24 protein-coding genes are annotated in these 26,864 nt (G+C 41.0%); 9 read left to right on the top strand and 15 right to left on the bottom strand.

Features of this window, described 5'->3' with window-relative positions:
* Positions 1–39: 39 nt before the first annotated feature.
* On the bottom strand, positions 40–546 hold the full coding sequence (locus A3775_RS21340) for a DUF1499 domain-containing protein (protein ID WP_066426677.1): 507 nt from the start codon (positions 544–546) through the stop codon (positions 40–42).
* Positions 547–617: 71 nt separating this feature from the next.
* On the bottom strand, positions 618–1,946 hold the full coding sequence (locus A3775_RS21335; RefSeq protein WP_066382694.1) for a hemolysin family protein: 1,329 nt from the start codon (positions 1,944–1,946) through the stop codon (positions 618–620).
* Positions 1,947–2,229: 283 nt separating this feature from the next.
* Between A3775_RS21335 and A3775_RS24795 the strand changes: the two genes are divergently transcribed.
* The 6 genes from A3775_RS24795 (at position 2,230) to A3775_RS21310 (ending at position 8,344) form a co-directional block, all read left to right on the top strand.
* Positions 2,230–2,370, top strand: coding sequence for a hypothetical protein (locus A3775_RS24795; RefSeq protein ID WP_197480210.1), 141 nt, complete (start codon positions 2,230–2,232; stop codon positions 2,368–2,370).
* On the top strand, positions 2,318–5,863 hold the full coding sequence (gene mfd, locus A3775_RS21330; RefSeq protein ID WP_066426671.1) for a transcription-repair coupling factor: 3,546 nt from the start codon (positions 2,318–2,320) through the stop codon (positions 5,861–5,863). The genes A3775_RS24795 and mfd overlap by 53 nt, the downstream gene beginning before the upstream one ends.
* A gap of 273 nt (positions 5,864–6,136) precedes the next feature.
* Entirely contained in the window at positions 6,137–6,397 is a 261-nt protein-coding gene (locus A3775_RS21325; RefSeq protein ID WP_066382698.1) for a hypothetical protein, read from the top strand.
* Between the two features lie 151 nt (positions 6,398–6,548).
* Positions 6,549–7,508 (top strand): restriction endonuclease, encoded by a 960-nt coding sequence (locus tag A3775_RS21320; protein WP_066382700.1) that lies wholly within the window; start codon positions 6,549–6,551, stop codon positions 7,506–7,508.
* A 200-nt stretch (positions 7,509–7,708) separates the two neighbouring features.
* On the top strand, positions 7,709–7,924 hold the full coding sequence (locus A3775_RS21315; RefSeq protein WP_066382702.1) for a hypothetical protein: 216 nt from the start codon (positions 7,709–7,711) through the stop codon (positions 7,922–7,924).
* Positions 7,925–8,344, top strand: a complete 420-nt coding sequence (locus A3775_RS21310; RefSeq protein ID WP_066382703.1) for a type II toxin-antitoxin system VapC family toxin — start codon at positions 7,925–7,927, stop codon at positions 8,342–8,344.
* Between the two features lie 161 nt (positions 8,345–8,505).
* Here the strand turns inward: A3775_RS21310 and A3775_RS21305 are convergent, their stop codons facing one another.
* The 3 genes from A3775_RS21305 to A3775_RS21295 are packed head-to-tail and all read right to left on the bottom strand — an operon-like array spanning position 8,506 to position 11,503.
* Positions 8,506–8,919, bottom strand: a complete 414-nt coding sequence (locus A3775_RS21305) for a heavy metal-responsive transcriptional regulator (protein WP_066382707.1) — start codon at positions 8,917–8,919, stop codon at positions 8,506–8,508.
* Positions 8,920–8,979: 60 nt separating this feature from the next.
* The gene (locus tag A3775_RS21300; RefSeq protein ID WP_066382708.1) at positions 8,980–9,201 is read right to left on the bottom strand and encodes a hypothetical protein; all 222 of its coding nucleotides are present in this window, start codon (positions 9,199–9,201) and stop codon (positions 8,980–8,982) included.
* 13 nt (positions 9,202–9,214) lie between these two features.
* Complete coding sequence (locus tag A3775_RS21295; protein WP_066426669.1) at positions 9,215–11,503, bottom strand: heavy metal translocating P-type ATPase; 2,289 nt, start codon at positions 11,501–11,503, stop codon at positions 9,215–9,217.
* A gap of 327 nt (positions 11,504–11,830) precedes the next feature.
* Here A3775_RS21295 and hemJ point away from each other — a divergent pair, with 327 nt between their 5' ends.
* The 3 genes from hemJ to A3775_RS21280 all read left to right on the top strand — a co-directional run bounded on the left by hemJ (position 11,831) and on the right by A3775_RS21280 (position 14,098).
* Positions 11,831–12,415: a protoporphyrinogen oxidase HemJ gene (gene hemJ, locus A3775_RS21290; RefSeq protein ID WP_066426668.1), complete on the top strand. Its 585-nt coding sequence runs from the start codon at positions 11,831–11,833 to the stop codon at positions 12,413–12,415.
* Positions 12,416–12,592: 177 nt separating this feature from the next.
* Entirely contained in the window at positions 12,593–13,099 is a 507-nt protein-coding gene (locus A3775_RS21285) for a hypothetical protein (RefSeq protein WP_231867049.1), read from the top strand.
* A gap of 135 nt (positions 13,100–13,234) precedes the next feature.
* Positions 13,235–14,098 carry a DUF6671 family protein gene (locus tag A3775_RS21280; protein ID WP_066426665.1) on the top strand — a complete coding sequence of 288 codons (864 nt, stop codon included), beginning with the start codon at positions 13,235–13,237 and terminating at the stop codon, positions 14,096–14,098.
* Between the two features lie 206 nt (positions 14,099–14,304).
* Here the strand turns inward: A3775_RS21280 and A3775_RS21275 are convergent, their stop codons facing one another.
* From A3775_RS21275 to A3775_RS21230, 10 genes are all read right to left on the bottom strand, one after another.
* The gene (locus A3775_RS21275; protein WP_197480209.1) at positions 14,305–15,084 is read right to left on the bottom strand and encodes a hypothetical protein; all 780 of its coding nucleotides are present in this window, start codon (positions 15,082–15,084) and stop codon (positions 14,305–14,307) included.
* A gap of 299 nt (positions 15,085–15,383) precedes the next feature.
* On the bottom strand, positions 15,384–16,706 hold the full coding sequence (locus A3775_RS21270) for a CO2 hydration protein (protein WP_066426662.1): 1,323 nt from the start codon (positions 16,704–16,706) through the stop codon (positions 15,384–15,386).
* A 120-nt stretch (positions 16,707–16,826) separates the two neighbouring features.
* Positions 16,827–18,329: an NADH-quinone oxidoreductase subunit M gene (locus tag A3775_RS21265; RefSeq protein WP_066382724.1), complete on the bottom strand. Its 1,503-nt coding sequence runs from the start codon at positions 18,327–18,329 to the stop codon at positions 16,827–16,829.
* 124 nt (positions 18,330–18,453) lie between these two features.
* Complete coding sequence (locus A3775_RS21260; RefSeq protein ID WP_066426660.1) at positions 18,454–20,313, bottom strand: NAD(P)H-quinone oxidoreductase subunit F; 1,860 nt, start codon at positions 20,311–20,313, stop codon at positions 18,454–18,456.
* 350 nt (positions 20,314–20,663) lie between these two features.
* Positions 20,664–20,831: a hypothetical protein gene (locus tag A3775_RS21255; protein ID WP_066382727.1), complete on the bottom strand. Its 168-nt coding sequence runs from the start codon at positions 20,829–20,831 to the stop codon at positions 20,664–20,666.
* A gap of 179 nt (positions 20,832–21,010) precedes the next feature.
* A complete protein-coding gene (locus A3775_RS21250; protein WP_066382728.1) occupies positions 21,011–21,751 on the bottom strand; it encodes a hypothetical protein in 741 nt (246 codons plus the stop codon).
* A 168-nt stretch (positions 21,752–21,919) separates the two neighbouring features.
* The gene (gene speB, locus A3775_RS21245) at positions 21,920–22,963 is read right to left on the bottom strand and encodes an agmatinase SpeB (RefSeq protein WP_066382733.1); all 1,044 of its coding nucleotides are present in this window, start codon (positions 22,961–22,963) and stop codon (positions 21,920–21,922) included.
* Between the two features lie 443 nt (positions 22,964–23,406).
* Entirely contained in the window at positions 23,407–24,399 is a 993-nt protein-coding gene (locus A3775_RS21240; RefSeq protein WP_066382735.1) for a glycosyltransferase, read from the bottom strand.
* 288 nt (positions 24,400–24,687) lie between these two features.
* Positions 24,688–25,569: a glycosyltransferase gene (locus tag A3775_RS21235; protein WP_066382737.1), complete on the bottom strand. Its 882-nt coding sequence runs from the start codon at positions 25,567–25,569 to the stop codon at positions 24,688–24,690.
* Between the two features lie 15 nt (positions 25,570–25,584).
* Entirely contained in the window at positions 25,585–26,862 is a 1,278-nt protein-coding gene (locus A3775_RS21230; RefSeq protein WP_066426659.1) for an ABC transporter ATP-binding protein, read from the bottom strand.
* Between the last annotated feature and the right edge of the window lie 2 nt (positions 26,863–26,864).

Raw genomic sequence — 26,864 nt, 5'->3', positions numbered from 1 at the left:
GGGAGTAGGGAGTGGGGAGACAAGGGAGATGAGGAAGAATTAAATGTTTAAATCTTGCATCGCTAGACGAATTTGCTCTAACCGTCTGCGGTTAACACCCAAATCAGATTCGCCGATGCGAGATGCAGAACGGATATGAATGACTGACTCATTGGGTGGGAAATAAAACTCGACATCATCAGTAAATTTGAAGATGCGGCTTTTAGAAATCGCGTAAATGTAATTATCTGTCTGTTCTATCACCTCGGTTCGGGGAACAACGCTGAGAACTTTTAATAATGTTTCTTTTGCGGTATCCCGGTCTACATGATAGACAATGGGTTCAATAGCGTGTTTAGCATCAGCGTCTTGACTAACCACACAGTTGGGGGAAGGTGGACAAGCTTTCAGATGTCCTTGTTCCAGTCCAACTCTAGAGGAGTCAGCCCAAGTAGTGGCAGGAAATATTAAACTGATAGTCAGGATGAGGAATATTGTCAAAGTGAGACGCTGCAAAATGCGGTGTGCGATGGGCTGCACCCCACCGAAGGCGATCGCTCTTAACATGATAAATCTATTGCTTTGAGTTTCCAAAATCACAATAGCACTGAATTATGAGCCGAATCATCACCGTCAGTCTAACTTCTCGCCTCTAATTCCTCCCCTTGATTAATTTTCGGCACAACCAGCACCTTATCAACGCGATTACCGTCCATGTCCATGACTTCAATTCGCATACCTTGCCATTGAAAATGATCAGCTGCTGTGGGGATACGCCCTAAATGGGTGATGACAAAACCCCCTAAAGTTTGATAACTACCCCGTTCCTCAAACTCTAATTCTTCCATGCCAAACAGTTCAAAAAATTCCTCTACTGGTAACATTCCATCCAATAACCAAGAACCGTCTTCTCTCTGCACAGCTTGCGGTTGATATTCTCCTGGGGCGGCGGGAACATCGCCCACAATTTCGCTCATAATGTCATTGAGAGTTAATAAACCTTGAATTACGCCGTATTCATCCACAACTAAAGCCATGTGTGTTGCAGTTTGCTTAAATAACTCCAAAACTTTTAAGCCACGGGTGCTTTCTGGGATAAACACAGGCTGACGTAATCCTACTGTTAAATCTAAAGGCTCTCCGCGAAAACCCCTAGCGAGTAAGTCGGTGACTGGGATAATACCTAAGACATTATCCAATCCCCCCTGACAAATTGGATAACGAGAATAAGCATTTTCGCTTAATTTTTGGCGGTTTTCTTCTTGTGAGTCTTCTAAATCTAACCAGACTATATCAGGACGGGGGGTCATAAAGAAATTGACAGGGCGATCGCCTAAACGAAACACTCGCTCAACCATATCCTGCTCTGCTGCTTCAAAAGTTCCTGCCTCTGTCCCCTGTTCTATGAGAATTTTAATCTCTTCCTCGGTAACTAGCGGTTCTTCCGAAGGTCTAATCCCCAAAGTTCGCAACACCATTTCTGTAGAAGCACTCAACAAATGTACCACCGGAGAAGCTAAGGCTGCTAAAGCTCGCATCGGAATAGCCACAGTCGCCGCAATTCGTTCTGGGTTGTTTAATGCCAGACGCTTCGGCACAAGTTCCCCGACAATTAAGGATAAATACGTAATAATTAAAACTACTATCCCAAAAGCAACTGCTTCATTGTAAGGTGCTAAAAACGGTATGCGTGCCACATACACAGCTAACCTGCTAGCAATTGTCGCGCCTCCAAAAGCACCAGTCAGAATACCAATTAGGGAAATACCCACTTGAATAGTAGACAGGAAATTATTCGGAGATTCTGCCAGCTTCAGGGCTGCTCTGGCTCTAACATCGCCTTGATTAGCAAGCTGTTGTAACCTAACCTTCCGGGCTGAGACAATTGCCATCTCAGACATTGAGAATACACCGTTGGCAATAATTAATACCAGAATAATTAAAATTTCAAAGGTAATCGAGGACATATTATATACTGCCGCTATTCAAGAGCGAACTTAGCTTAATCTTTAGTATAAGGAGACAAATCAATTCAAAATTCAAAATTCAAAATTCAAAACTAAAGAATCCTTGGGAAATGTGGATAAGGGGGATGAGGGAGTAGGGGGAGTAGGGGGAGATGTAGCTTTAGCTTCTCTTTCAGAGACGCTAACGCGAACCCGCAGGGTGGGAGATGAGGGAGATGAGGGAGTAGGGGGAGAAAAACTAATGACTAATGACTAATGACCAATGACTAATGACCAATGACTAATGACTAATGACTCAGGATTTACAATAGTGAACGTAGCCGTCACTATATTTTCTGAATCAGGACAGTGTTCCTCCGCTAGTAGAACTTATGGCATTTTCTTCTATTGTGCGTGCCTTGGGGCGATCGCCACTCACCACTGAGTTACTTTCTAAGTTACATCGTCAGCAAGATTTACGCTTAAATGGTATTCCTCGCCTACCTAAAGGCTTAGTAGCTTCAGCTTTAGCACAAAATTCTCAACGGAATTTGTTGGTAGTTTGCGCCACTTTAGAAGAAGCCGGACGCGCCTACGCACAGTTGGAAGCAATGGGATGGGAAACTGTGCATTTTTACCCGACATCGGAAGCTTCCCCTTACGAACCTTTCGACCCCGAAACGGAAATGACTTGGGGACAGATGCAGGTATTAGCTGATTTGGGGACTGGGGACTGGGAAGAAAGAGAAAATCGTGCCAATACCCAATCCTCGATTCCTAATAATGGAACTCCAAGACTCTTGGCTATTGTTGCTACTGTGGGAGCGTTGCAACCACATTTACCACCGCCAGATGCTTTTACGCCGTTATGTCTCACCCTAAAGCGGGGGATGGAATTTGATCTGGATACTTTCAGCGAAAAAATCACTCTTTTGGGATACGAACGAGTACCGCTAGTAGAAACAGAAGGCCAATGGAGTCGGCGCGGTGATATTGTGGATGTCTTCCCTGTATCTTCTGAGTTGCCAGTGCGGTTAGAGTGGTTTGGTGATGAAATTGAGCAAATTCGGGAATTTGACCCCAATACTCAACGTTCAGCCCTTGACAAAGTTGCACAAATTACCCTCACGCCAACTAGCTTCACGCCGATTATTTTAGACGCACTTAAGGATAGTCCTGAGTTTCAAAAGTTCAAGGCTGAGTTAACTTCTGACTCAGAACTTGCAACTGATGACTCAACACACATCGAAGGTAGTCGCAGATTTTTAGGGTTAGCTTTTGATCAACCCGCTTCCATACTTGATTACTTACCAGAGGATACCTTAATCGCTATTGATGAGCCAGAACAATGTCATGCTCATAGCGATCGCTGGGTGGAAAATGCTGAGGAACAATGGTCATTAGGAACTGGTGAATATGAATTAGGTTCGCTGCAATTACCTAAAATTCATCGGTCTTTTGATGACTGTCTCGGTGATGTCACCAGATTTAAAACTTTATATTTATCAGAACTAGCTGAGGAAAATGGCGGGATTAATTTAGCTAGTCGTCCTGTACCAGTGACACCGCATCAATTTGCGAAACTGGCGGACACCCTGCGACAAGAACGCGATCGCAATTTCTCGATTTGGTTAATTTCTGCTCAACCTTCCCGTTCTGTTTCCCTCCTCCAAGAACATGATTGTCCGGCGCAATTTATCCCCAACCCCCGTGACTATCAAGCCATTGACAAGCAGCAAATTAATCATGTCCCCGTAGCTTTGAAATATTCGGGACTGGCGGAACTGGAAGGTTTTATTTTACCTACTTACCGCCTCGTAGTTGTCACCGACCGGGAATTTTTTGGACAGCATTCCCTCGCTACACCCAGCTATATCCGCAAGCGGCGCAAGGCTGCATCTAAGCAGGTTGACCCGAACAAACTACGTCCGGGGGATTATGTAGTTCACAAAAGTCATGGGATTGGCAAATTTGTTAAGTTGGAGAGTTTGACGATTAACGATGAAACCCGTGATTACATTGTGGTGCAGTATGCTGACGGGATTTTGCGAGTAGCGGCTGATCAAGTAGGCTCATTGTCTCGCTTCCGCAGTACAGGCGATAAAGCCCCAGAATTGCATAAAATGACGGGTAAGGCTTGGGAAAATACAAAGAATCGTGTCCGCAAAGCCATCAAGAAATTAGCGGTAGACTTGCTGAAATTATACGCTGCGCGATCGCAACAACAAGGTTATGCCTATCCCCAAGATATGCCTTGGCAGGAGGAAATGGAAGATTCTTTTCCCTATCAAGCCACAACTGACCAGCTAAAAGCTGTACAAGATGTGAAAAGAGATATGGAAAGCGATCGCCCAATGGATCGTTTAGTATGTGGTGATGTCGGCTTCGGGAAAACTGAAGTAGCTATCCGCGCCATTTTCAAAGCTGTCACCTCCGGTAAACAAGCTGCTTTACTTGCACCAACCACCATTCTCACTCAGCAACACTACCACACCCTCAAAGAACGTTTTGCCCCCTACCCGGTGAATATTGGCTTACTCAACCGCTTCCGCACTGCTGAAGAACGTCGTGATATTCAAAAACGTTTAGCCACGGGTGAGTTAGATGTGGTGGTGGGGACACATCAACTTTTAGGTAAAGGTGTCAACTTCAAAGATTTAGGATTGTTGGTAATTGACGAAGAACAACGTTTCGGGGTGAACCAGAAAGAGAAAATTAAAACCCTGAAAACCCAAATTGATGTTTTGACTCTTTCTGCTACTCCTATCCCCCGCACCTTGTATATGTCCTTATCGGGGATTCGGGAAATGAGTTTGATTACTACCCCACCCCCGACAAGACGACCGATACAAACTCACCTGTCACCGATGAATTCAGATACCATAAGGAGTGCAATTCGTCAAGAGTTAGACCGAGGTGGACAGGTATTTTATGTAGTGCCAAGGGTGGAAGGAATTGAAGAGACAACAGGGAAACTGCGAGAAATGATCCCTGGGGGGAGATTTGCGATCGCACACGGTCAAATGGATGAGAGCGAGTTAGAATCAACCATGCTCACCTTTAGCAATGGTGAAGCAGATATCCTAGTTTGTACGACAATTATTGAATCTGGTTTAGATATTCCCCGTGTGAATACCATCTTAATTGAAGACGCGCACCGTTTTGGGTTATCGCAACTATACCAATTACGGGGACGGGTAGGACGTGCTGGAATTCAAGCCCATGCTTGGTTATTTTATCCCAAACAACGGGTATTATCGGATGCAGCACGGCAAAGGTTACGGGCAATTCAGGAATTTACACAACTCGGTTCTGGGTATCAGCTAGCGATGCGTGATATGGAAATTCGTGGGGTGGGTAACTTGCTAGGTGCAGAACAATCCGGTCAAATGGAAGCGATTGGTTTTGATTTATACATGGAAATGTTAGAGGAGGCGATTAGAGAAATTCGCGGTCAAGAAATTCCCAAAGTTGACGATACACAGATTGACCTCAACCTGACGGCGTTTATACCTGCGGATTATATCCCGGATGTTGATCAGAAGATGAGTGCTTATCGTGCGGTAGCGGCGGCGAAATCGAAAGAAGAATTAACACAGATAGCAGGTGAATGGAGCGATCGCTATGGTAATTTACCTGTGCCAGCTAATCAACTATTGCGGGTAATGGAACTGAAACAACTAGCGAAGAAGTTAGGATTTAGCCGGATTAAACCAGAGAATAAACAGCACGTTCTTTTAGAAACACCGATGGAAGAACCCGCTTGGAATTTATTAGCGGCGAATTTACCAGAACATTTGAAGACAAGGTTTGTTTTTTCTCCTGGTAAGGTGACAGTGCGAGGGTTAGCGGTGTTAAAAGCAGATCAACAATTGCAAAGTTTGATTGATGCTTTAGGGAGAATGCAGGGAGCAATTACAGAGGCGGCTGTTGTTTAAGTAGCGTTGCTGATTGAGAGGTATGAATTTATTTCACGCAGAGACGCAGAGGAGGACACTTGCGTGGGCGGCTTTGCCGACTTGTTCGCGTTGGCGCAGCCTCACGTAGTGAAGCGTCTCGTTCGCGTAGCGTCCCGTAGGGAAGAGAGCAAAGTGTCCGTCGCGCAGAGAGTGAGAAGGAGCAAATTTTTAAATTTCATACTTCAATTCAGTAATGCGATTGAAATAGTAGATTAGGATGAATTATCAAGTAAAACTATATGTCACACTTAAATGAGTATTAATCTTGATTTGCCACCAGAGCTAGAAAAAGAGCTTTGTAATGAAGCTTCTCGGCTAAACATGACTCTTTCTGAATATATCCTTCGTGTTCTCACTGTCAGGCAAGTTATAGCAAATCCACCCAAGACTGGGGCTGAACTTGTCGCTTATTGGCAGAGTGAAGGTGTAATCAATTCAAGACCGGATATTACAGACAGTCAAGCCTACGCTCGTCAGTTGCGTCACGAGGCTGAAACCCGTGAGCGAACATAGGTGAAGTTGATGTATTTGCTAGATATAGAGGTATAATTTATGCTATAAATAAGCTATGATTCTCCGATTTTCCTAGATTGATAAATTCAATCTTATTTCTTGAGGAATATCCTAATTAGCGATATTTTTATTTGTTCAAGAAAATTAAAATATGAACGCAACAATCTACCATTTTACGCCGGATTTTCTCAATCTGCTAGTAGATACTATTCCAAAACTTTGTAAGAGCAAGAAAGATGTTTTAATATTTTTCTCCAGTGCAGGAGTTAGCCAAAAATCTTTTGCAGATATCAGCGAACAGCTTCAGAAAGATCCCAGCAGTATTAACAAATATGAAATTGCTCGCACAATATTAGTTCGACTGAACGAAGCTGGAGATGATGCACTGCGTGAAAGAAGGGAAATTGTCAAAAGAGTTACTGAATTTGAAGACTTTTCTAGATGCTGGGAAAATGATCAAGCAGTAGCTAGGGGGTTAGTAGCTAAGGTGAGAGAGACAGTCAACTTTAAAGACTATTTTACCAGAATGCAGCAAGTTATTGAGTCAAATCTCCAAGAGGATAGGAAAAAACGTCAAGCCGAAGAGCAAGCAAGAGTAGACGCACTAAAATCTAAGAGACAGAAACGAGAGAAAATTAAGTTTGAATTAATAAAGCTATATCAGGAAACTAATCCTCAAAAGCGAGGCAAAGAACTAGAAAGTATTTTAAATCGTTTTTTTGAAAGTGAGAATATTTTAGTGAGAGAATCATTCACTATAACAGGAGAAAATAACGAAGGCATCATTCAACAAATTGATGGGGCAATTGAAGTTAATAACCATTTGTATTTAGTCGAGATGAAATGGTGCAAAGAAGCATTAAGCCCTGGAGATGTAGCACAGCATATGATGCGAATATTTTTGAGGAGTGATGCTCGGGGCATTTTCATTTCTGAATCAGGTTATACGGATGCAGCAATTATTGATATAAAAAAAGCACTCAGCCAGAAGTTAATCGTACTTTTTACTTTAAAGGACTTTGTGGTTCTCTTGGAAGGTGATGATAGTTTTGAGTCTCTTTTGAGAACTAAAGTGGAAGCTGTACAACTTGAACAAAAACTAATGTACTAAAATTGAGATACCAACCTTTGTTGGAGTGTTTTCGTATGTCTTTGCAAGAGATGAAGGAACAAGCCTGTAAACTCCCTGTGAGGGATGCCTGCGGCGGGCTGCGCCTACGCCTTGAAACAACCGCTAAACTTGGATAAACATGAGTGCGATCGCTACTATATAAATTGAGAAGAGAGAAACAGGAGCAGTCAAGATAACTTATGTCAAAACAATTAGAAGAACGGGTAGCGATTCTAGAGGCTGAAGTTGCAAGTCTCAAAAGTAAACTAGAGGTTGTTTCTGCCACCAAAACCCCTTGGTGGCAGAAAATCGCGGGAACATTTGCTGACAACTCAGCATACAACGAAGCCATGCAGCTAGGACATGAGTATCGTGAATCTCTGCGCTCAAATTTTATAGAATCAGACGATATTTAAATGTATATTTTTGATACTGATCATCTCAGTGTTTTAGATCGCGGAGGCGTACAGGCGCAACCTCTGCTGATGCGATTGGCAAACATTAATCCTAATCAAGTAGCAGTCACCATCATCAGCTACGAAGAGCAAATGCGAGGTTGGATGAGTTACATAGCAAAGGCTCAAACTGTTGAAGGACAAGTTTTAGCCTACAAGGAGTTAAAAAAGCAACTAACCAATTACTGTGTTATTCCCATCTTAGAATTTGATCAACCAGCAGCCGAAGAATTTCAACGGCTTAAGAAAGCTTATCCCAGGCTTGGCACAATGGATTTGAAAATCGCTGCCATAGCTCTGGTGAGTCAGGCTATTCTATTAACTCGAAATAATGCTGATTTTGGACAAATACCAGGTTTAAACTTAGAAAACTGGACATAAAAGCATTTGCCATTGAAACCATCTTCAACTTTGATTAGATTTAGTGCGATCGCTACTATATAACTTGAGAATAGAGAAACTCGTTCAATCCTAGACGTGGGAACAAGCTTGTCAACCCCTGGGGAGCGATCGCCACATCATCGTTATCTCAAACCTCAAACTCAATCTTGTTCAATAATCGGACAAATTGTAGTGTGATCATCAACAGGTTTGATTTCCCAACCTGACAATAATCCTTCTAATTCTTGCTTGAGAATTAGTAATTGTCGAATTTGTTCATCAATATCTTGAACCTTCTCTTCCAATTTAGTTTTAATATGTTCACAAGGCAATTCTCCCCCATCATGAACTTGTAAAAATTCTTTAATTTCTGATAACGTCAAACCCAAACTTTGAGCGCGTTTAATAAAGTGTAACCGGGCTAAAACATCCGGCGTAAATAATCTAAACCCACCCTCGGTTCTACCTGATGATTTGAGCAACCCAAGTTCTTCATAATAGCGAATCGTTTTAATGGGAACGCCGCTTTCTTGAGCAATTGCACCGATGAGTTTTGATTGTTCTTGGGCTAACATACTACCTCTGCCCCGCAACATAACCATTTCTCTTATACCATTTCAACACACAGTGAGAATTTACGGCTTGGTTTTCTTCACAAGAAACCACCATAATTCCAACCCAATTAACCCAAGTCCACCAATGGTAACAGCACCTTTGATAGATAATGGTTGTTGAATGGGGCGGAACTCAGTTGTTGACACTTCATGGTTAATTGCTGCTACGGTTTTATCTGTAGCAAAACCAAACATCAATCCCCAACTTGCAACACTGGCAAGAATAATTTTTCTACTCAACATTGTAGGCTTGCTCCTATACAGTTACTTTTGGTTGAAATTTCCGCAAACGTAAAGCATTAGTCACTACGGAAACAGAACTAAATGCCATTGCTGCACCTGCAATAATCGGATTGAGTAACCAACCAAACAAGGGAAAGAGAACACCAGCTGCAACGGGGATACCAGCCACGTTGTAAATGAAGGCGAAAAAGAGGTTTTGGCGAATGTTACGCATCGTAGCGCGGCTGAGTTGAATGGCTGTAACAATGCCTTGCAAATCACCAGAAATTAGGGTAATGTCACTAGCAGCGATCGCCACATCTGTACCAGTGCCAATTGCAATTCCTACATCAGCTTGAGCCAAAGCTGGCGCGTCATTAATCCCATCACCCACCATTGCCACAATGCGAGATTTTCCAGATGAAACTCTGCCCTGTTTCTCCAATTGCAGCGACTTAACCACCTCTGCCTTCTGCTCAGGGCGGACTTCTGCCAAAACACGCTCAATACCAACCTCACGGGCGATACTTTCAGCAGTGCGGCGATTATCTCCAGTGAGCATGATGACTTCTAAGCCCAGTTTTTGCAAAGCTTTCACGGCTTGGGGAGAAGTGGGTTTAATAGCATCAGCAATTCCCATCAATGCTTGAATTTCTCCGTCAACTGCTAACCAAACGGCAGTTTTCCCTAAGTATTCCAAACGTTCTTTATCTTGCTGTAATGCTTGAGTGTTAATGCTTAATTCTTCCATCCAGCGTTGTGTACCGATTTGGACAAGGGCATCCTTGACAATTCCTTGTACTCCACTCCCGGCAACGGCTGCAAAATCCCTGACTTCTGCTAATTCAACTTCTTGAGATTGAGCATATTTGACCACCGCTTCGGCTAGGGGGTGTTCAGAATTGCGTTCTACAGATGCGGCTAGTTGCAAGAGCTTGATTTCGTTACTGTTAGCAGTACCGTTAACTGTGATAAAATCCGTAACAGTGGGCTGACCTTGGGTAATTGTGCCTGTTTTGTCTAAAACAATAGTTTGAATTTTGTGTGCTAGTTCTAAGCTTTCAGCACCTTTGATTAAAATACCGTTTTCTGCACCTTTACCAGTTCCTACCATCACAGAGGTTGGTGTAGCTAAACCCAGCGCACAAGGACAAGCGATGATTAACACTCCCACTGTGGTAATTAATGCTAGGGTGACATTGCCCATGAAGTCGAACCAGATGATAAAAGTCAGAATGGCGATCGCAATCACCGCAGGGACAAAAAAGCCAGTAACTTGGTCTGCTAATCTTTGAATTGGGGCTTTAGAACCTTGTGCTTGCTGAACTAACTGCACAATTTGAGCGAGTACAGTATCCTTTCCTACCCGTGTCGCCCGAAATTGGAAACTGCCAGTTTTATTCATCGTCGCGCCAATTACCTCATCCCCTGGCTGTTTTTTCACAGGTAAACTTTCCCCAGTTACCATTGCTTCATCAACTGTGGACGTTCCATTAATTACCTCACCATCTACGGGAATCTTCTCCCCAGGACGAACCAGCACCACATCACCAATCTGTACTTGTGCAATGGGTACATCTACTTCTTGTCCATTGCGAATCAAGCGCGCTGTTTTGGCTTGTAAACCAATGAGTTTACGAATAGCTTCGGAAGTTTGTCCTTTAGCGCGATGTTCAAACCACCTGCCTAACAAAATTAAGGTAATGACAACCGCCGCAGTTTCATAATACACATCTGGCATCAAGCCCTGGCTGACGAAAAAACCAGGAAACAGCGTGGCAAACAACGAATAAAAATAGGCTGCACTTGTACCTAAAGCTATCAATGTATCCATTGTCGCAGTATGCCGTTTAAAAGCTTTCCAGCCATTAACGAAGAAAGACTTACCACACCAGAACTGTACAGGAGTAGTGAGTAATAATTGCACCCAAGCGTTATGCAGCCAAACTGGCATCCAGGGTAAATGTAAACCCGTCATCATGGGGATAGAACCAATCACCAGCACCATGCTAATTATCCCGCCTACTATCACCTTCAGCCGCAAATCACGAGATTCTTGCTGGCGAAGTCTGATTTCTGCGTCATCTTCACCTGTCATCAGGTTTTCTGGCTGCAAAGGATAAGCAGAATAACCTGCTGCACTCACAGCATTTTGGATAGTTTGTAAATCAGTTCTTGTAGAATCGTACTCAATTGTTGCTTGTTCCGCGCCAAAGTTAACGTTACATTCCTCAACCCCAGGAACGGCAAGTATAGCATCTTCAATATTTTTTGCACAGCCGGCGCAACTCATACCGCGCAGTTTCAAGGTGACATTATCCATATAAGTCTTCTGACTACCAAGAAGTGCTAACAACTAACTTTATCTTGAATCCTCCAGTAAACTGGAGAGTCAAGTAGTTCTCAGAAAACTTTTTTGACTGTTGACTGTTGACTGTTGATGGTTGATGGTTGACTGGATAAAAATCTTCTCCCCTTCCCCCTCCGCTTCCTCCACTCCCTCATCTCCCTCAACTCCCCCCATTCCCTAACTTGTCAACGTTACACTTCTTCACATATCTGCGATGCTGCATGAGGTTTTGCCGTAACCTGATAATGATAGTACAGGCAATGATTTAAAGAAGAGATTCACAAAGGCAGGTTTTGATTCATGGCTTATTCCTGGTTTAAAGCATTTCATATTATTGGCATTGTGGTTTGGTTTGCGGGGTTGTTCTACTTGGTACGGTTATTCATCTATCATGTAGAAGCTAACCAAGAACCAGAACCAGCCCGCACGATACTGAAAAATCAGTATCAAATTATGGAAAAACGCCTCTACAACATCATCACTACGCCAGGAATGTTGGTAACGGTAGCGATGGCTATAGGTTTATTGAGTACCGAACCGGAAGTTTTAAAACAGAGTTGGTTACACTTTAAGTTGCTATTTGTCGCTCTGTTAGTCGGTTATCATCATTACTGTGGGCGGTTAATGAAGAAGTTAGCCGTCGATGAATGTCGCTGGAGTAGTCAGCAATTACGGGCTTTAAACGAAGCACCGACAGTCATGTTGGTGGTTATCGTCATGCTGGCTGTGTTTAAGAATAATCTACCGACGGATCTCACAGCTTGGGTGATTTTTGGGATGATTATTTTGATGGCGGTGACAATTCAACTCTACGCCAGAAAACGCAGGTTGGATAAGGAAAAACTCACCGCCCAAATTGGACAAATTCCCCAAGAACAAAGTTAGGAATAAAGCTGCGTTTCATCATTAAAGACTCTTGTAGGGTGTGTCAAAGCAGATCATTTGGTAACAATCACTAGATTTTCCACATCTGACGCACCCTACTAATGTGACGGCTGCATAAGTCCTGAAAATTAGACAAGATTGCCTGAGATATTCTACATTAAGAAATGTTACAAAAATATGTATGATATCTCAGGCGTAAATATGTCCGGTACATCTTTGGGTAAACCCCGTCCCCTGTGGCAAGTGATTTTTCTGTCTGTAGTAACTGGTATGCTCTACTACGGCTGGTATAAATGGATTATTCAAGAAGAACTACGTCGTTATAACGGGTTTGGTTGGTCTGGTACGCTATGTTTAGCACCGTTTGTGTTTGGGGTAGTAATTCCCCAAGCTTTGCGAATCTTTGATCCAGATGTACCAGGATGGTTTGGGTGGGTTTCTTTGTTAGGTGTTGTCTGGATTTATATAGTTCAGTTCAAGTTATATCAGACAGTTAATGAATTATATCGCCAAGCCGGGATGAAACCACCGCTTATAGTTTGGTGGCTATTTGTTCCTGGTTTAAATTTAATTGTCGGTTTGAGACAAATCCATTTTTTAAGTAAATTTTGGTCAGAGAAACAAGGTGTAATTGTCACCGATCCTTTAGCCGAAAATATTCCTTTACTTTCAGGCAATGCTTGATTTGAGGATAAGAAATATCCAGTCTCAATAAAGGTTCGTAGTAAGCGGCTCTAGCCCTTTCTTAAGGACTAAAGTCCTTACTACGAACAAAATACTTGTTTATATTTTGGGATGAGCAAAGGAGGTTAACTGATAATGACATATCAGGAATTATTTCGCGATCGCACGGCTGTAATTGCGACAATGCACCAGAAAGAAAGGGTAATTTCTCCGCTTTTATCACAGGAATTAGGTCTTAAAGTTATAGTCCCCCAGAAGTTTAATACAGATGTTTTCGGCACATTTACCAGAGAAGTAAAACGCCCTGGTACTCAAATCGCTGCTGCTAGATTAAAAGCAGAGAAAGCCTTAGAAATCACCGGAGAAAATTTAGCGATCGCCAGCGAAGGCAGTTTTGCACCGCATCCATTAGTTCCCTATATTCAATCTAATAGAGAAATAGTCATTTTATTAGATAAAGTCAACGATATCGAAATTATTGGGCAAGAATTTTCTATAGAAACTAACTTTAATCATCAAGTGGTTAGTAATTTAGATGAAGCTTATGAATTTGCTGATAAAATTGGATTTCCTGAACATGGGTTAGTCGTTTGGTGTGGGGAATCAGAACATCAAGATATAGAAATTATCAAAGGTATTACCACAGAACAAAAGTTAGTAGAGGCTGTAAAATTTGCCTTAGAAAAATCACCAGATGGTAAAGTAAAGCTAGAAACAGATATGCGGGCGCATTACAACCCAACCCGCATGAAAAATATCGAAAAAGCCACTCGTAACTTACTCAATAAAATCAGCAGTTGTTGTCCGAAATGTCAGACACCAGGATTTGATATCACGGAAAGAATACAAGGATTACCCTGTGAACTCTGCTATACACCAACCACACTCACGCATACAGTTATTTATCAGTGTAAAAAATGTAATTTTAGAGAAGAAAGACAATTTCCTGATGGTAGAGAGTTTGCTGATCCAGCCCATTGTATGTATTGTAACCCCTGAGTATTGAGAAATTACAGCAATTTTCATATAGATGAATCACAAAAGCAAGTATTAAGTAGCTGGTTGCAATGAAATATAAAATGTGGGATGGGCTGACAGCCCGTCAACAGGCTAGAAGCCTGTTCCACTATCTAACAATTAATTAAGCCTACTTACTTAAAACCTTGTAGAGACTTTGCATGTAACGTCTCTACAAGGTTGTCTAATTAGTTGAAAAGTGAAGGACGTTTCCAAAAATATATAATCAGTCCCCAAAAAGGTACAAAGCGCACTAACCATAGCACTTTTTCGTTATGCCATTGGCGACGTTTCATATCATCTTTAACTAGCCACGACTGAAAGAACCAAAATACTAACATATCTATCAGAAATGAATATGCTAGCCTATCACTAAACAATAATTCTAATAAAGCTTGCCAACGTGTTGTCAAATCACCATACTCAGGACGTGCAAATCCTGCCCAAACTAACGAAACGACAAAAACCACAGCTAAAATCGTCGGTAAAGTCCGGCTTTCGCCTATTTTTTCGATAAACGTTAAAGAATTTGTAGGTTTTTCAGAATTCGGTTGTCGTAATCCCAACCAAGGTAGAAAAAATAAGTTAGTAAGAAAAGCTGTACCAATTAAGAATGTAACTATAGAAAATCGTTGATTACGTCCATCAATCACAAAACCCCAAAATAATAGTCCCCAAGTCACCACAATGTTAAATAATCCCTCTAAAGCTGGATGGTTAACAGGTGCTTCACTAGGAGATATGATTGGCAGGATTAACCAAAAATTCCAGCTTAAATTTAATATTTCTGCTAATGTTTGGGATGTAATATTTAATAGTGATAAACCTGGAGGTAAATCACTTAATAATAAATAACCAATGTAAATTAACCATACACTCCAGACAAATATTCTCGATAGAGTTAATAATTTATCATTGGTGGAAATGTTGAAATTTGTGTTAATGTATTGTTTTAATTCGCTGAACATAATTTTTAGTAGCTCAACATTATTTAATATAAAACGATGATGCCATAAATCCCCGACTTCTTTGAGAAGTCAGGGATTGGGGTATAACATTTTTTTAATGTTAGGGAGGCTGAGATGATATTTGAAAAGTATTTTTATTAACAGCAAAGTCTCTCAAACCTAACCCCCCAACCCCCCTTCCCTACAAGGTAAGGGGGGTTGTAGAGACTAAGCATGGCTAGTCTCTACATTTCCAGGGGAGAGGTTTGGTGAGGGGTTTCTAGTATGCTTAATGATTTCCCAAACATCTTCAGAGAAGATTATCGATAATCTGGACTCTGAATATTTCGCAGACGGGCAGCATTCCGCATACCATACTCAGGGCGAGTAAAGCGACTTAACTGTGCTTCAAAAAACTCGCGGTTGGCTTGCAAATGTTTAGGATTCGGATCATCTAAAGGATATAAAAGGGCAGTTCGCAACGCCTGAATTACTGCCGATGTCACATTATACATTGACCGTTGGAAAGTAATCCCCAACTGAATCAACATATCTTCCTCACCTCGACAATATTGTTTATAGTAATCTAAAAGATATTGAGGTAAGAAATGCAACATATCTTGCATTAATAATGTGGGTGGAATTCCCGCAGTTCCTACAGGAAACACATCGGCGTAGAGAATGCCATAATGGAAGTCTTTTTGATCAGCAGGTACTTGGCCAGCTTGAGCATTATAAGATTTTGTGCCTCGGAATGGTGCAGTGCGATAAAAGACTGCTTCTACATAGGGTAATGCAGCTTCGTATAACCAAGTGAAGCCTTTAGATTTGGGGATAATTTCGTAGCATTCCCCACGAATATAGACATGATGGTAAATCGGACGACCTGCGATCGCAAATATCCCATTGATTAAAAAGTTCATCGCATCGGGGACACCTTTAAACCCACCTTCATCATAGATATCCGACATTTCAAAGAATACCGGAGCCATGACTTCCCAGAACAGACCCAGGTTAGCGTAGTATGACATTTGGCGGCACTGTTCCAAAAACATATCCGGGAACAGTTTGTAAAGTCCCAGCATCACCGGGTTGCCTTGAAAATAAGCTTTAATTGCCCTATCAGCGTTAGCTTTATATTCTTCTGAGTCGAGGTAAGCGTCAAATTGATTGACTGGCGCGTACATGTGACGATGCCAAAGCATTGCTTGCATACAAGCCTCAGCAAACTCCATGTTAATGCGATCGTGCAGTAAGTGATGCAATATCTTTGGCATTTTGAAGGTTTCACCCTTCTCCATAAATGCCAACAGTTCCGGGTGTGCTGTCGCTTCACCGCGCCAAATTCTTAAATCAGCATCATCACCAGCGTAATGATTATGTCTGTCTAAATACTCTTGTGAAATGAAGTATTTAAAAGCGGGAAACGGGTTTAAAAATACCTGTTCAGCAATATACAGCAAATCACGCCAGTAAAAATCCATCGGTACAGCATAGGCTTTATAAATACCGATAATTTGCATTAAATTTTCCGGCGTATCTGGCAACATCGAACCGCCAGCTTCTAGGCGATGAATAATGTCAGCAAATTCATGCTGTGACGGCGGAATTTTAGTAATCGGTTTGTCTGGAGTTTGTACCATATATTTTTGTCAATTAAATTTAATAATTTGGGGACAAATCAATTCAAAATTCAAAATTCAAAATTCAAAATTCAAAATTAAAGAATTCTTGGGTAGAAATGTCCCCTACACACCTACCACTTACTTCAAAGCTACTTGGGAAACTGTAGTTTTCTCTAATGGCGGAACTGCGGCTACCATTGCGGTAGTTGTAGGTTCACTCCAACGCACTAACCAAGTTGGTTGTACACCTAAAAAGATAATTAGAGATGCCAAAACTAAGGCGGGTATTTTTTCCGCCCATAAAACTCTAGGGTAGTAGGCTAAGTTATTATCCAACTTGCCAAAGCAGGTACGGTTGAGGAGAATAACGAAATACACGGCTGTTAAACCGCTTGAGGCTACACATAACAGTGTTGGCAAGGGGAAGACAGAGAAACTACCCTGAAAGACGATAAATTCAGCGATAAATCCAGTTAAACCGGGAATACCTGCACTCGCCATCCCACTGAGAACCAGTAAGGCACTAATTAAGGGTAAACCGCGAATGGGACTCATCAAACCGTTGAGTTTGTCTAATTCACGAGTTCCAACTTTGGCTTCCACAACGCCTACTAGGTGGAAAAGAATTGCTAAAATCAAGCCGTGGCTGAACATTTGGGAGACAGCACCCACCAAGGCTAAAGCTGTGCTGGAAGCACTAGCGAGTAATACATAGCCCATGTGACCGATAGAGCTATATGCTACCATGCGCTTGATATCTTTTTGGGCGATCGCAATTACTGCCCCATAAATCGCACTAATTGCCCCCCAAATTGCTAAGGTTGGTGCAACTACACTCCAAGCTTGGGGAAACATCCCCATACCAAACCGCAACAGTCCATAAGTTCCCAACTTTGCTAACACACCACCCAACAAAATCGCAATGGGTGCGGAAGCTTCAACGTAAGCATCCGGTAGCCATGTATGGAAGGGAACGAGGGGAATTTTAATCCCAAAGCCTAAGATAATTCCTGCTAGAAGCACGAATTGCAACCCGGCGGAAATAGTTTGAGTAGATACCGCATCAAAGGCAAAACTGCTAGCACCAGTTAAAAATACCATGCCTAAGAAGGTTGCTAAAATCAAAGCACCGGAAACCGCAGTATAAATCAGGAACTTGATACCAGCATAAGCCCGTTTTTCCCCTCCCCAAATGGAAATTAATAAATAAAAGGGGATTAATTCTAGCTCGTAAAACAAGAAGAATAATAACAAGTTCTCGGCTAAGAATGCTCCAGCAACGCCACCACTAACTAATAAAATTAGTGAGTAAAACAGTCTGGGGCGTTCCGTTTCTTTACTGCTGCTGTAAATTGCAATCCAGGTGAGGAGGCTATTGAGAACCAACATCAAAATTGATAAGCCGTCAACTCCTAGTTGATAATTTAAACCCAAGGTATCATTCCAAGGTATATACTCTTGAAATTGCATTCCTGGGTTGCTGATGTCGAATTTCAGCAGAATAAACAAATTCCACAGTAAGACTACGCCGGCTATAGTTAAAGATACTAATCGAATTCGACTAGCTGGGACGACTTTACCAGGTAAAAACCCGATAACTATAGCACTCAGAATTGGTATCCAAATTAAAGCACTGAGCATAACAATTCAAAATTCAAAATTCAAAATTCAAAATAAGAAAACCCAGGAAGTTTGTTGTGTATCAATCTAAGTTTTTCTTTGGGTTTTCAGGTGGGTAAATACCCACCTGTTCTAAATTCCCGTGCTAGTAAATCAGACTTAAAAACTGGACTCCCCAGAATGGCCAAGTTATCCATGCGCCTAAAACACCTACGCCTAGGAGAACAGTTAAGGCATAAAATTGAGTTTGTCCGTTGGTGCTGTATTTCAAACCTTCGCCACCTAACAGCGAAAACAAACCCACAAAGTTGACGATACCATCTACCACGAAGCGGTCAATCATATCAGCGAATTTGGAGAGTTGATCAACGCCGGAAATAATTGTCATGCGATAGAGTCTGGGGGTGTAAAAGTCGTAAGCCAATAAGTCTTGTAAGGGTTTCCAAGGTAGACGTACTGGTTTGGGAATATTGCCCAGATAAATGACTGCGCTAATGCTGCAACCAAAAATACTTGACCAAATTAGTAAGAGGGCAACATCTTTATTGAGTTCTGCCCAACTGGGTAGTAGTGATAAGCTTTGTAATACCAAAGGTAGATGGAGGATAAAGCCTAATAATATTACCATTGGCAACACCATCAGCCACAGAACTTCAGGCGATCGCTCGGTCATTTGTTTAGCTTTACCACCAAAAATTAAACCAAACTCTCTGGTTAAACTAAAGGCGGTTAAGGCATTCACAGCAATGATAATTCCCACTAAACCAGGATGATTTTCCCAGAGTCCATCGGCTAATTTGAGTAATGCCCAAAAGCTACCTAAAGGTGGTAGACCAATTAAGCCTAGAATCCCAACTATATAGGATATTCCTGAAATGGGACGACGTGACCACAGTCCACCTAATTGGGTTACGTCTTGAGTGACGCTGTTCCAGATAATTCCGCCCACACTCATCACTAAGATAGCTGATGCTAAAGCATGGGTGAGTACCAACAATAATGCAGCTTCGTCTTGTTGTGCGCCTACAGCAATGAACACTAAGCCCATGTAAGCACTGACAGAATAAGATAAGCAGCGTTTAACGTCAATTTGGGCGATCGCAATTAAAGAACCACCTAATGCGGTAACTGCACCAATGGCGACAATAAACGACGAAACTACAGGCGACAGACTTAATACAGGTTGTAGTTTAATTAGTATCCACGCACCACTAGCAACTACTACCGAGTTCCGCAAAATTGTGCTAGGAATCGGCCCTTCCATCGCCTCATCTAACCACAGATGCAAAGGAAACTGAGCGCATTTACCCATCGGCCCAGCTACTAATGCTAAACCTACTAATGTGATCACAGTCGGATCAACCTTAGCTGTAGCCGCCCATGCGGCTAATTCTGTATAATCCCAAGTTCCTGAAAGAGTCCATAATCCCAAGACTCCCATCAGTAAAAATAGGTCGCCTACCCGCTTGGTTAAGAAAGCATCTCTGGCACCAGTGACTACCAAAGGTTGACTAAACCATAAGCCAACTAGCAGATAAGTTCCTAACGTCAGGATTTCCAAAATTACATAGCTGAAAAACAGATTGTTACACAAGGCTAAAGCGCATAATCCCGCTTCAAATAATCCCAACAAAGAATAGAAGCGTCCCCAGCCCCAATCCATTTCCATGTAGCCTACGGCGAAAATTTGCGCGAGGAAATTTAAGCCAGTGACTACTAGCATCGCCCCCACACTCACTGAAGATATTTCTAAAGTAATAGTGAGGTTTAAACCTGCGGTGGATAACCACGGAATAAATACTTCTTGCGGTGGATGATTCCAGGTCGCTTGTAAGGCAATGGCACTATGAAGCAACGCCAAAAATGTCATTAATATATTGACATAACCTGCTGGCCTTGGCCCGGTTTTGCGAATAATGCCCGGCGACCAAGGAATAGCCAAAAGCCCACCTATTAAGGCATAGCACGGGACTAGCCAAACAGTCTCTAGTAGAAACTGAGCCATGAAATTAACCTCTGGATTTGTAGCAAAAATTAGCTACTCTGGGGGCAAACTTAACTTTGCTCCCAGTCAAGCTAAGTATTGTAGATAAAGTAAATTTATGTTTGCTTAATATTCTTATAATTTAGCTTACCTTCATATTTCCCAAAAAGGAATTATTAAACAAAATAAATCAACGATATTTACTGTAAGTAATTCTTATATATATGAATATCTTATTTTAACCATAGACTATAGTCTATGGTTGAATCTCACCGAGATGTTGCGTGAGTAACTAGGTGAAACATAATATCTTATCAAAATCTACTGTAATTTGAATCAGCCTACAAGTAGATTTTAGTATGTTTTTGAAATTAAAATAAATTTATACAAGCCAGCACAGTGGATAATTGCTGTAGGTGGCTGATAGGAGCAGGTTGCATATCCCGGTAATCTAGGATTTGGACGATAATTAGATAAGCAACAGCTAGCAAGATAGAAATTGCACCTGTAATAATTGCTACTACTTTTGAGCGATTCATGAGTATTTCCTGAGTTGGATGTGATAGCGTTCTATATCCACATTGCCATAGTCAACGGCAAAATAAATCCTCAAGCATCCTAAATCACTGCAATTCCGATAAAAGTTGAGATAGAAAAATTTAATGCACAATTGCTAAATTAAGTGTTAAGCAATTGTGCATTGTTGAGTCACATGAAATTATTCTGCTACCATTGAGGGAAACTGAATTGTGTCAGTGGCAGCTGTATTGATAGCATAACCTTCGGCATTAAAGAACTTGGTATCAACAAGTGACTTTAATGTTGCTAAATCGGTTTGCCACTCGTCAATGACTGCACTGATAGCAGCTAAACGTTCTGTAGGTTGTTCTTGAGCGATCGCTCGGCTAAAATTAGCAGAGAATAGCACGGCTGGCTTAGTTGTTTGATCTGGATATTGCAACTGAGCCTCATTCACCTCTAGAAAAAGCTGTGTTTCATCCAGAGTGTAGACAAACCGCATCGAAGCTTGCATAGGAGCCGAACCAAAATTTTGCCATGCGCCGGGTTGCAGTAGCTGGTTAAAAATGTAGTTACGTCCGCTTTGATTGTTTGACTCGCCTAGTACAAAGCCGCGTAAGTTAATCCCAATACCTTGGTAATTTACCTGTTTGACTGTCTCAATATATTTGTGTGCTATGGCGGGGGCTTGTACGTCTTGAGGTTCTTTGTTAGCAATAGCTTCAGCAAAAATAATTCTATTTACCTCAGCAATAACACTTACACCATTTTGGAAAACTACTTGAGCCGCATTGTTAGTCATCACAGGTGGTTTAGCCAATTCCCAGTCACTAGGAATGATGCCAGTATATTTAAGGAAATCTGCGGTTAAAATTGTCGGGTTTTGCTGTCTAACTGCGATCGCAATTAAAAGCTCTTGTTCTTGAAACATTTGGCTCATTATCTTCCCTTCACCCTTATCTAAAAATTGCCTCAGAAAATCTTGTAACTTGTTATCAATCTATTAATGACATTAACGGTGGTAATAAGCAATACATGGGCATTGGGCATACTATCAAAATTCTCTCTCATCCCCCTCATCCTCTCCACTCCCCACTCCCCCAACCTCCTACTGCTGACGCTGAGACAAATCCATTAAATTCGCCAGTTTGTAAACAATCCGCGCACCAACATTACCATCCCACTCAGCGTCACCAACTTCGCAGACATCAAAACCAATGATTTTTCTGCCACTATTCACCAATTCTCGGAATAGATAAAAACTTTGTTCTAATTCCAATCCCCCAGGAACAGGAGTCCCCGTTGTTGGACAAAGTTTCGGATCTAAACCGTCTACATCGAAGCTAATGTAAACATATTCGGGTAAATGGTTGATAATTTCTTCACATAAATTCATCCAAGTGCTTCCTGAATATAGCTTTTGTTTAATGGCTGGGTCATAATATGCCACAATCCGATTATTTGATTGGTTAATCATATCTACTTCATCCTGACAAATATCACGCAAACCTACCTGTACCAATTTGGAAATTTGCGGTATCTTCATGGCATTAAACATGATGGAAGCATGAGAAAATTCAAATTCCTCATAAGCGTCGCGTAAATCTGCGTGTGCATCAATATGCAGAATGCCAAAGTCAGGGTATTTAGCGGCTAAAGCTTGAAAGTAACCCAAAGGTGAACTATGATCACCACCAATCACTGCAACTCGCTTACCCTTGTTCATTGCTGCCTGACTTTGGGTAAATAGCCATTCATTCACCTGTTGAGAAGCTTGATTAATTTCTGTTAAAACAGGTGTTAAATCTGGTGTATCTGTTAAAGCTTTACCTTGTGCGAGTCGTTCAATAATTTGTGCTGCTAAGTTGCGATAGTAATGGTTTTTTTCTAAAATATCTTCAGGAATTTCTACCAGATAAATTCCCTGTTTCCAACCATCGGGGTTGTCAAAGTCGAATAAATCTAGTTGAATAGAAGCATCAAGAATACGCTGGGGGCCGTTAGCTGTACCTGCACCATAGGAAACTGTAACTTCCCAAGGCACAGCAAACACAATTAAGTTTGCCGACTCGTAATCAAAGGGTAAACCTAATAGATTCCCATTGACTTCACCTACGCCACTGGGATTATAGTCTGGAAGTTGATTACTCATGATTATTTCCTACAATGTGAATTGTGAGTCTGTACCTATATCCACATTGCCACAGCCAAGGGCAAAATCAATCTGTTTACGATAGTTAGTTCTCAGATAAAGGACTTCCAGATCAAAAAATATTCAAAATGTAGGGTGCGTCAGTACGAGCAACCCCAGGTATACCCAGAAAATATTCATCCTGACGCACCCTACTAACAGTCAATTTGGATAATTAATTTTTTGGTGTTCCTTAATTTTAAGCGATCGCCTGTAATATCATGTCCGGCTAATTACTTATGATAAGTTTTCGATGCTGATCTTTTCTCTTTTCTTGTTCCCTGTTCCCTGTTCCCTGTTCCCTACCCCAACAGATATGATAACTATTCAAACGGACATGATATAAGTTATTGTTTCTGTTCCCCATCAACCCCGACGCTAGTTAATTAAGCTGACGCAAAGCCTTATGATGTCATGCCAAGTTTTGCTTTTGGATAAGCCAGGCTAGCAGTAACAAACTTTTTGGCGAACAAGATACTACAAGCAATGCGTTCAGTCTGCCGAAAGCCTAAAATATCTTGCACTAACCTATAAAATATTCTCTTACTATTAGCTTTGAAATCTGGAAACATTACCAAAGCCTCGTCTAAAAACATTAAGTATTGGCTATAGTCAAAAAATAAAGCTTCTCTCGCTAGTTCAAAATAGGATTTGGCTAAAGCCTGACGATAACTTTGAGAAAGTCGGTTTTTCTGCAACAGTTGTTGCTCTACTTTTTTTAATACTAGATGGTGGTTTTTTAACCAACGATTTTTAGAACCAGTTGAAACTGTTACCGCGCCGTATCTTCTGTAGACAGAATAACAGCCAGGCTGATATACAACTTTAGCTCCAGCCATCACAACAGAAAGGAAAAAATCTCTATCCTGTGCGGCGGTTAACTTTTCATCCCATCCCCCACTTTTTTCTACTGCGCTTCTCTTATACATTAAAGCAGCCAAAGCCACCCACCAATTAGCTAGTAAAGCCGCTAAAATATCTGCTTGTGTTCCAGAAATTTCTCTCTTGTCTAAAAAACTCGAACCGTTAGGTAAATGTCGTTGGTGTCTCCAGTCACCATAAATAACATCTGCGTCTGTAGTTTCTAAAAAACTGACTTGTCTTTTTATCTTTTCAGGCCAAATATAATCATCTGCATCTAAGTATTGAATATATTCTCCTTGCGATAACTCAAAACCGCGATTGCGAGCATAATTACCTCCTTGATGGGGCAAACTCCGCCAAATAATTTTATCGCCATAGCTTTTGATAATCTCTAAAGAATTATCTGTAGAGCCATCATCAATCACAATAATTTCAAGATTGGAATAGGTTTGCTCTAGGCAACTATTAATTGCTTCTTTTAGCCACTTTTCAGCATTGAAGCAAGGTATAATTACAGAAACTTTTTTTGGCATATACAATAATCCTTAATAGACAAAATTACAGATAAAAGCTATAATTTTCATCGCTTAATTTAATAATATTTACTGGAAAATCAAATAAACAAAAATATTTTTTAATTTTTAAAAGTCTTAAATTATTTACAAATCATATATGATACTAGATGTCATCAATAAGTTAGATTCAATACAGTTTATCATTGCGAATAAACTCATATTAAAAAGCTGATATGATTTCAAGAAATTATTTTTACATTGTCGGCATTGCCCAATTTATGAAGACTGGTTATGTATAAGTTATTATTAAAATAATTTTATTTTTGCTGGATAAAATCTAGCAGAAACAAGAGGAAATATGTGTAGTGGATCTATTTGCATAGCCCAACATAAATTATAGAAAGCTTCACGGTTTAAACCAAGTTCGTAACATTTGCGAGCGTGTTCATAGACAAACTTAGCAAACATTTGCCGATGGGCATGGAAAAGTGCTTGATGTTTATGCACTAGACGTAAAAAGCTTTCTTGGCGAAGCATGGGATTGCGTGAAACTCTTAGCCCCTCGTGGTTATATAAATGGTAGGTAACGATGGGTAAACCAATAATTGAACAGGCAGGATTAAGTCTTAAAAAAAGTTCTGAGTGGACACGCGATCGCATATCATTATCCCAACCACCAATTTTTTGCAGTACCTCACGTTCAACTACTAGGGTTTGCTTGGTATTGTAAGATTTTCCGGGTTCTAGTTCTTCCAGAAAGAAATGTGCGCCACGTAGTCGTACTGGTGGCGGTAAACGCTGACTGAGGATTTCTCCTTGAGAGTTAACTGTCTCTATACCAGAGATTACCGCCACAGGTGCAGGTAAGGATGTTTGCGATAACCCCTCTAATGATACCTCTGCCATCTGGGGCAACAAGCGATCGTCATCATCAAGAAATGTTACCCATCGTCCGAAAGCGGCTTCTAATCCAACGTTCCGAGTTCCCGCACCACCATGAGGCTGCGATAGGCGAATTATCCGTAATTTAGGATGACTGGGTAAATCTATCGGTTGTGTAGAAGCATCATCAACTACAATTACTTCCAAATCCTCCATAGTTTGCTCTAGCGCACTTTTAACAGCATAATTTACTAGGTGAGGTCGGTTGTGAGTAGGAATAATGATGCTAAGTAGGGGCTGACTCATGTTCAATACCTGCCTTTATTGATGAATTACTTGCCATTTACGTGGTTGATAAAATAAACATTTACTGATAGTTTTATTAGTCTTGACAGTAAATCTAAAAGATTCAACTACATCAAAAGTTTGTACATTTCTTCTGATATAGATTTTGGCACTATATACACCAGGAACAAAGGAACAGTATGGCATATACATGCTAATTTCTGATGTTCCTGGGAGGATAGTTAAATCCTCGCGATCGCAGTTAGAGGTTATATACTGAACCAGTCCATTTTCTCCTGATAAAGCTGTGACTAATAAACCTAAATTAGCTTGCTCAATTTTTTGGTAAGATTTGCATTCCACACATAAATAAGCAGGTTCACCAGAAAGCGGTGCTTCTAGTAAATTACCCTGCTCATCCCGAAAAAATACAGAGGTAATATCTACGCCTAAACTTTCAGCTTTTGGCTTTTCCGTTAAAACCAGTCTTCCTAAAGCTATTTCAGTGCCACTTAAACACAAGTCTTCCTCATATTTGCGAATTACTGTTTCTGTTTCACCAGATGTAATCAACTCACCTTGTGATAAATAAATTGATGACTCACAAACATTAAGAATGCTATGGGAATTGTGAGAAACTAAAATAAAAGCTGTGCCTTTTTCGCGCAGTTGTGCTAATTTCCTGTGACACTTCATTTTAAATTTTATATCACCTACCGCTAGCACTTCATCAATTAATAAAATATCTGGTTCTACATGAACCGCACAAGCAAACCCCAGTCTAGCGGCCATCCCAGAACTATAAGTTTGTACAGGTGCATCAATAGCATTACCAATTTCAGAAAAATCTATGACTTCTTGAAATATATTTTTGATTTTCTGGGTAGATAAACCGAGAATTGCCATATTAGCATAAATATTTTCTCGCCCCGTCAAAATAGGATTAAATCCTGCTCCTAAAGCAATTAATGGAGCTACCCTACCTCTGACTTTGACACAGCCAGTATCCGGTTTAATTAAACCACTAATAATCCGCAGCAATGTACTTTTACCAGCACCATTTGAACCCACCAAACCAAGAGCTTCTCCCCGTCTTAGTTGAAAGCTGACATCTTTGATTGCCCAAAACTCTTGGCGGCGCAAAGTATCACCTTTGCGATTACCTCCTAATAACTCGGTAGCAATATCTTGCACACCATAAACTAAAGACTGCTTTAAATTTCGACAAAATTTTTTAGAAACATGATTAACTGAAATCACTACTTCAGCATCTTCCAGTGGGACAAAAATTTTTGGCTCGATTAATTCAGTCATAA

The organism is Anabaena sp. 4-3, assembly GCF_001597745.1.
Taxonomy (GTDB): domain Bacteria; phylum Cyanobacteriota; class Cyanobacteriia; order Cyanobacteriales; family Nostocaceae; genus Trichormus.
This window is presented reverse-complemented; position numbering and strand designations above follow the sequence as displayed.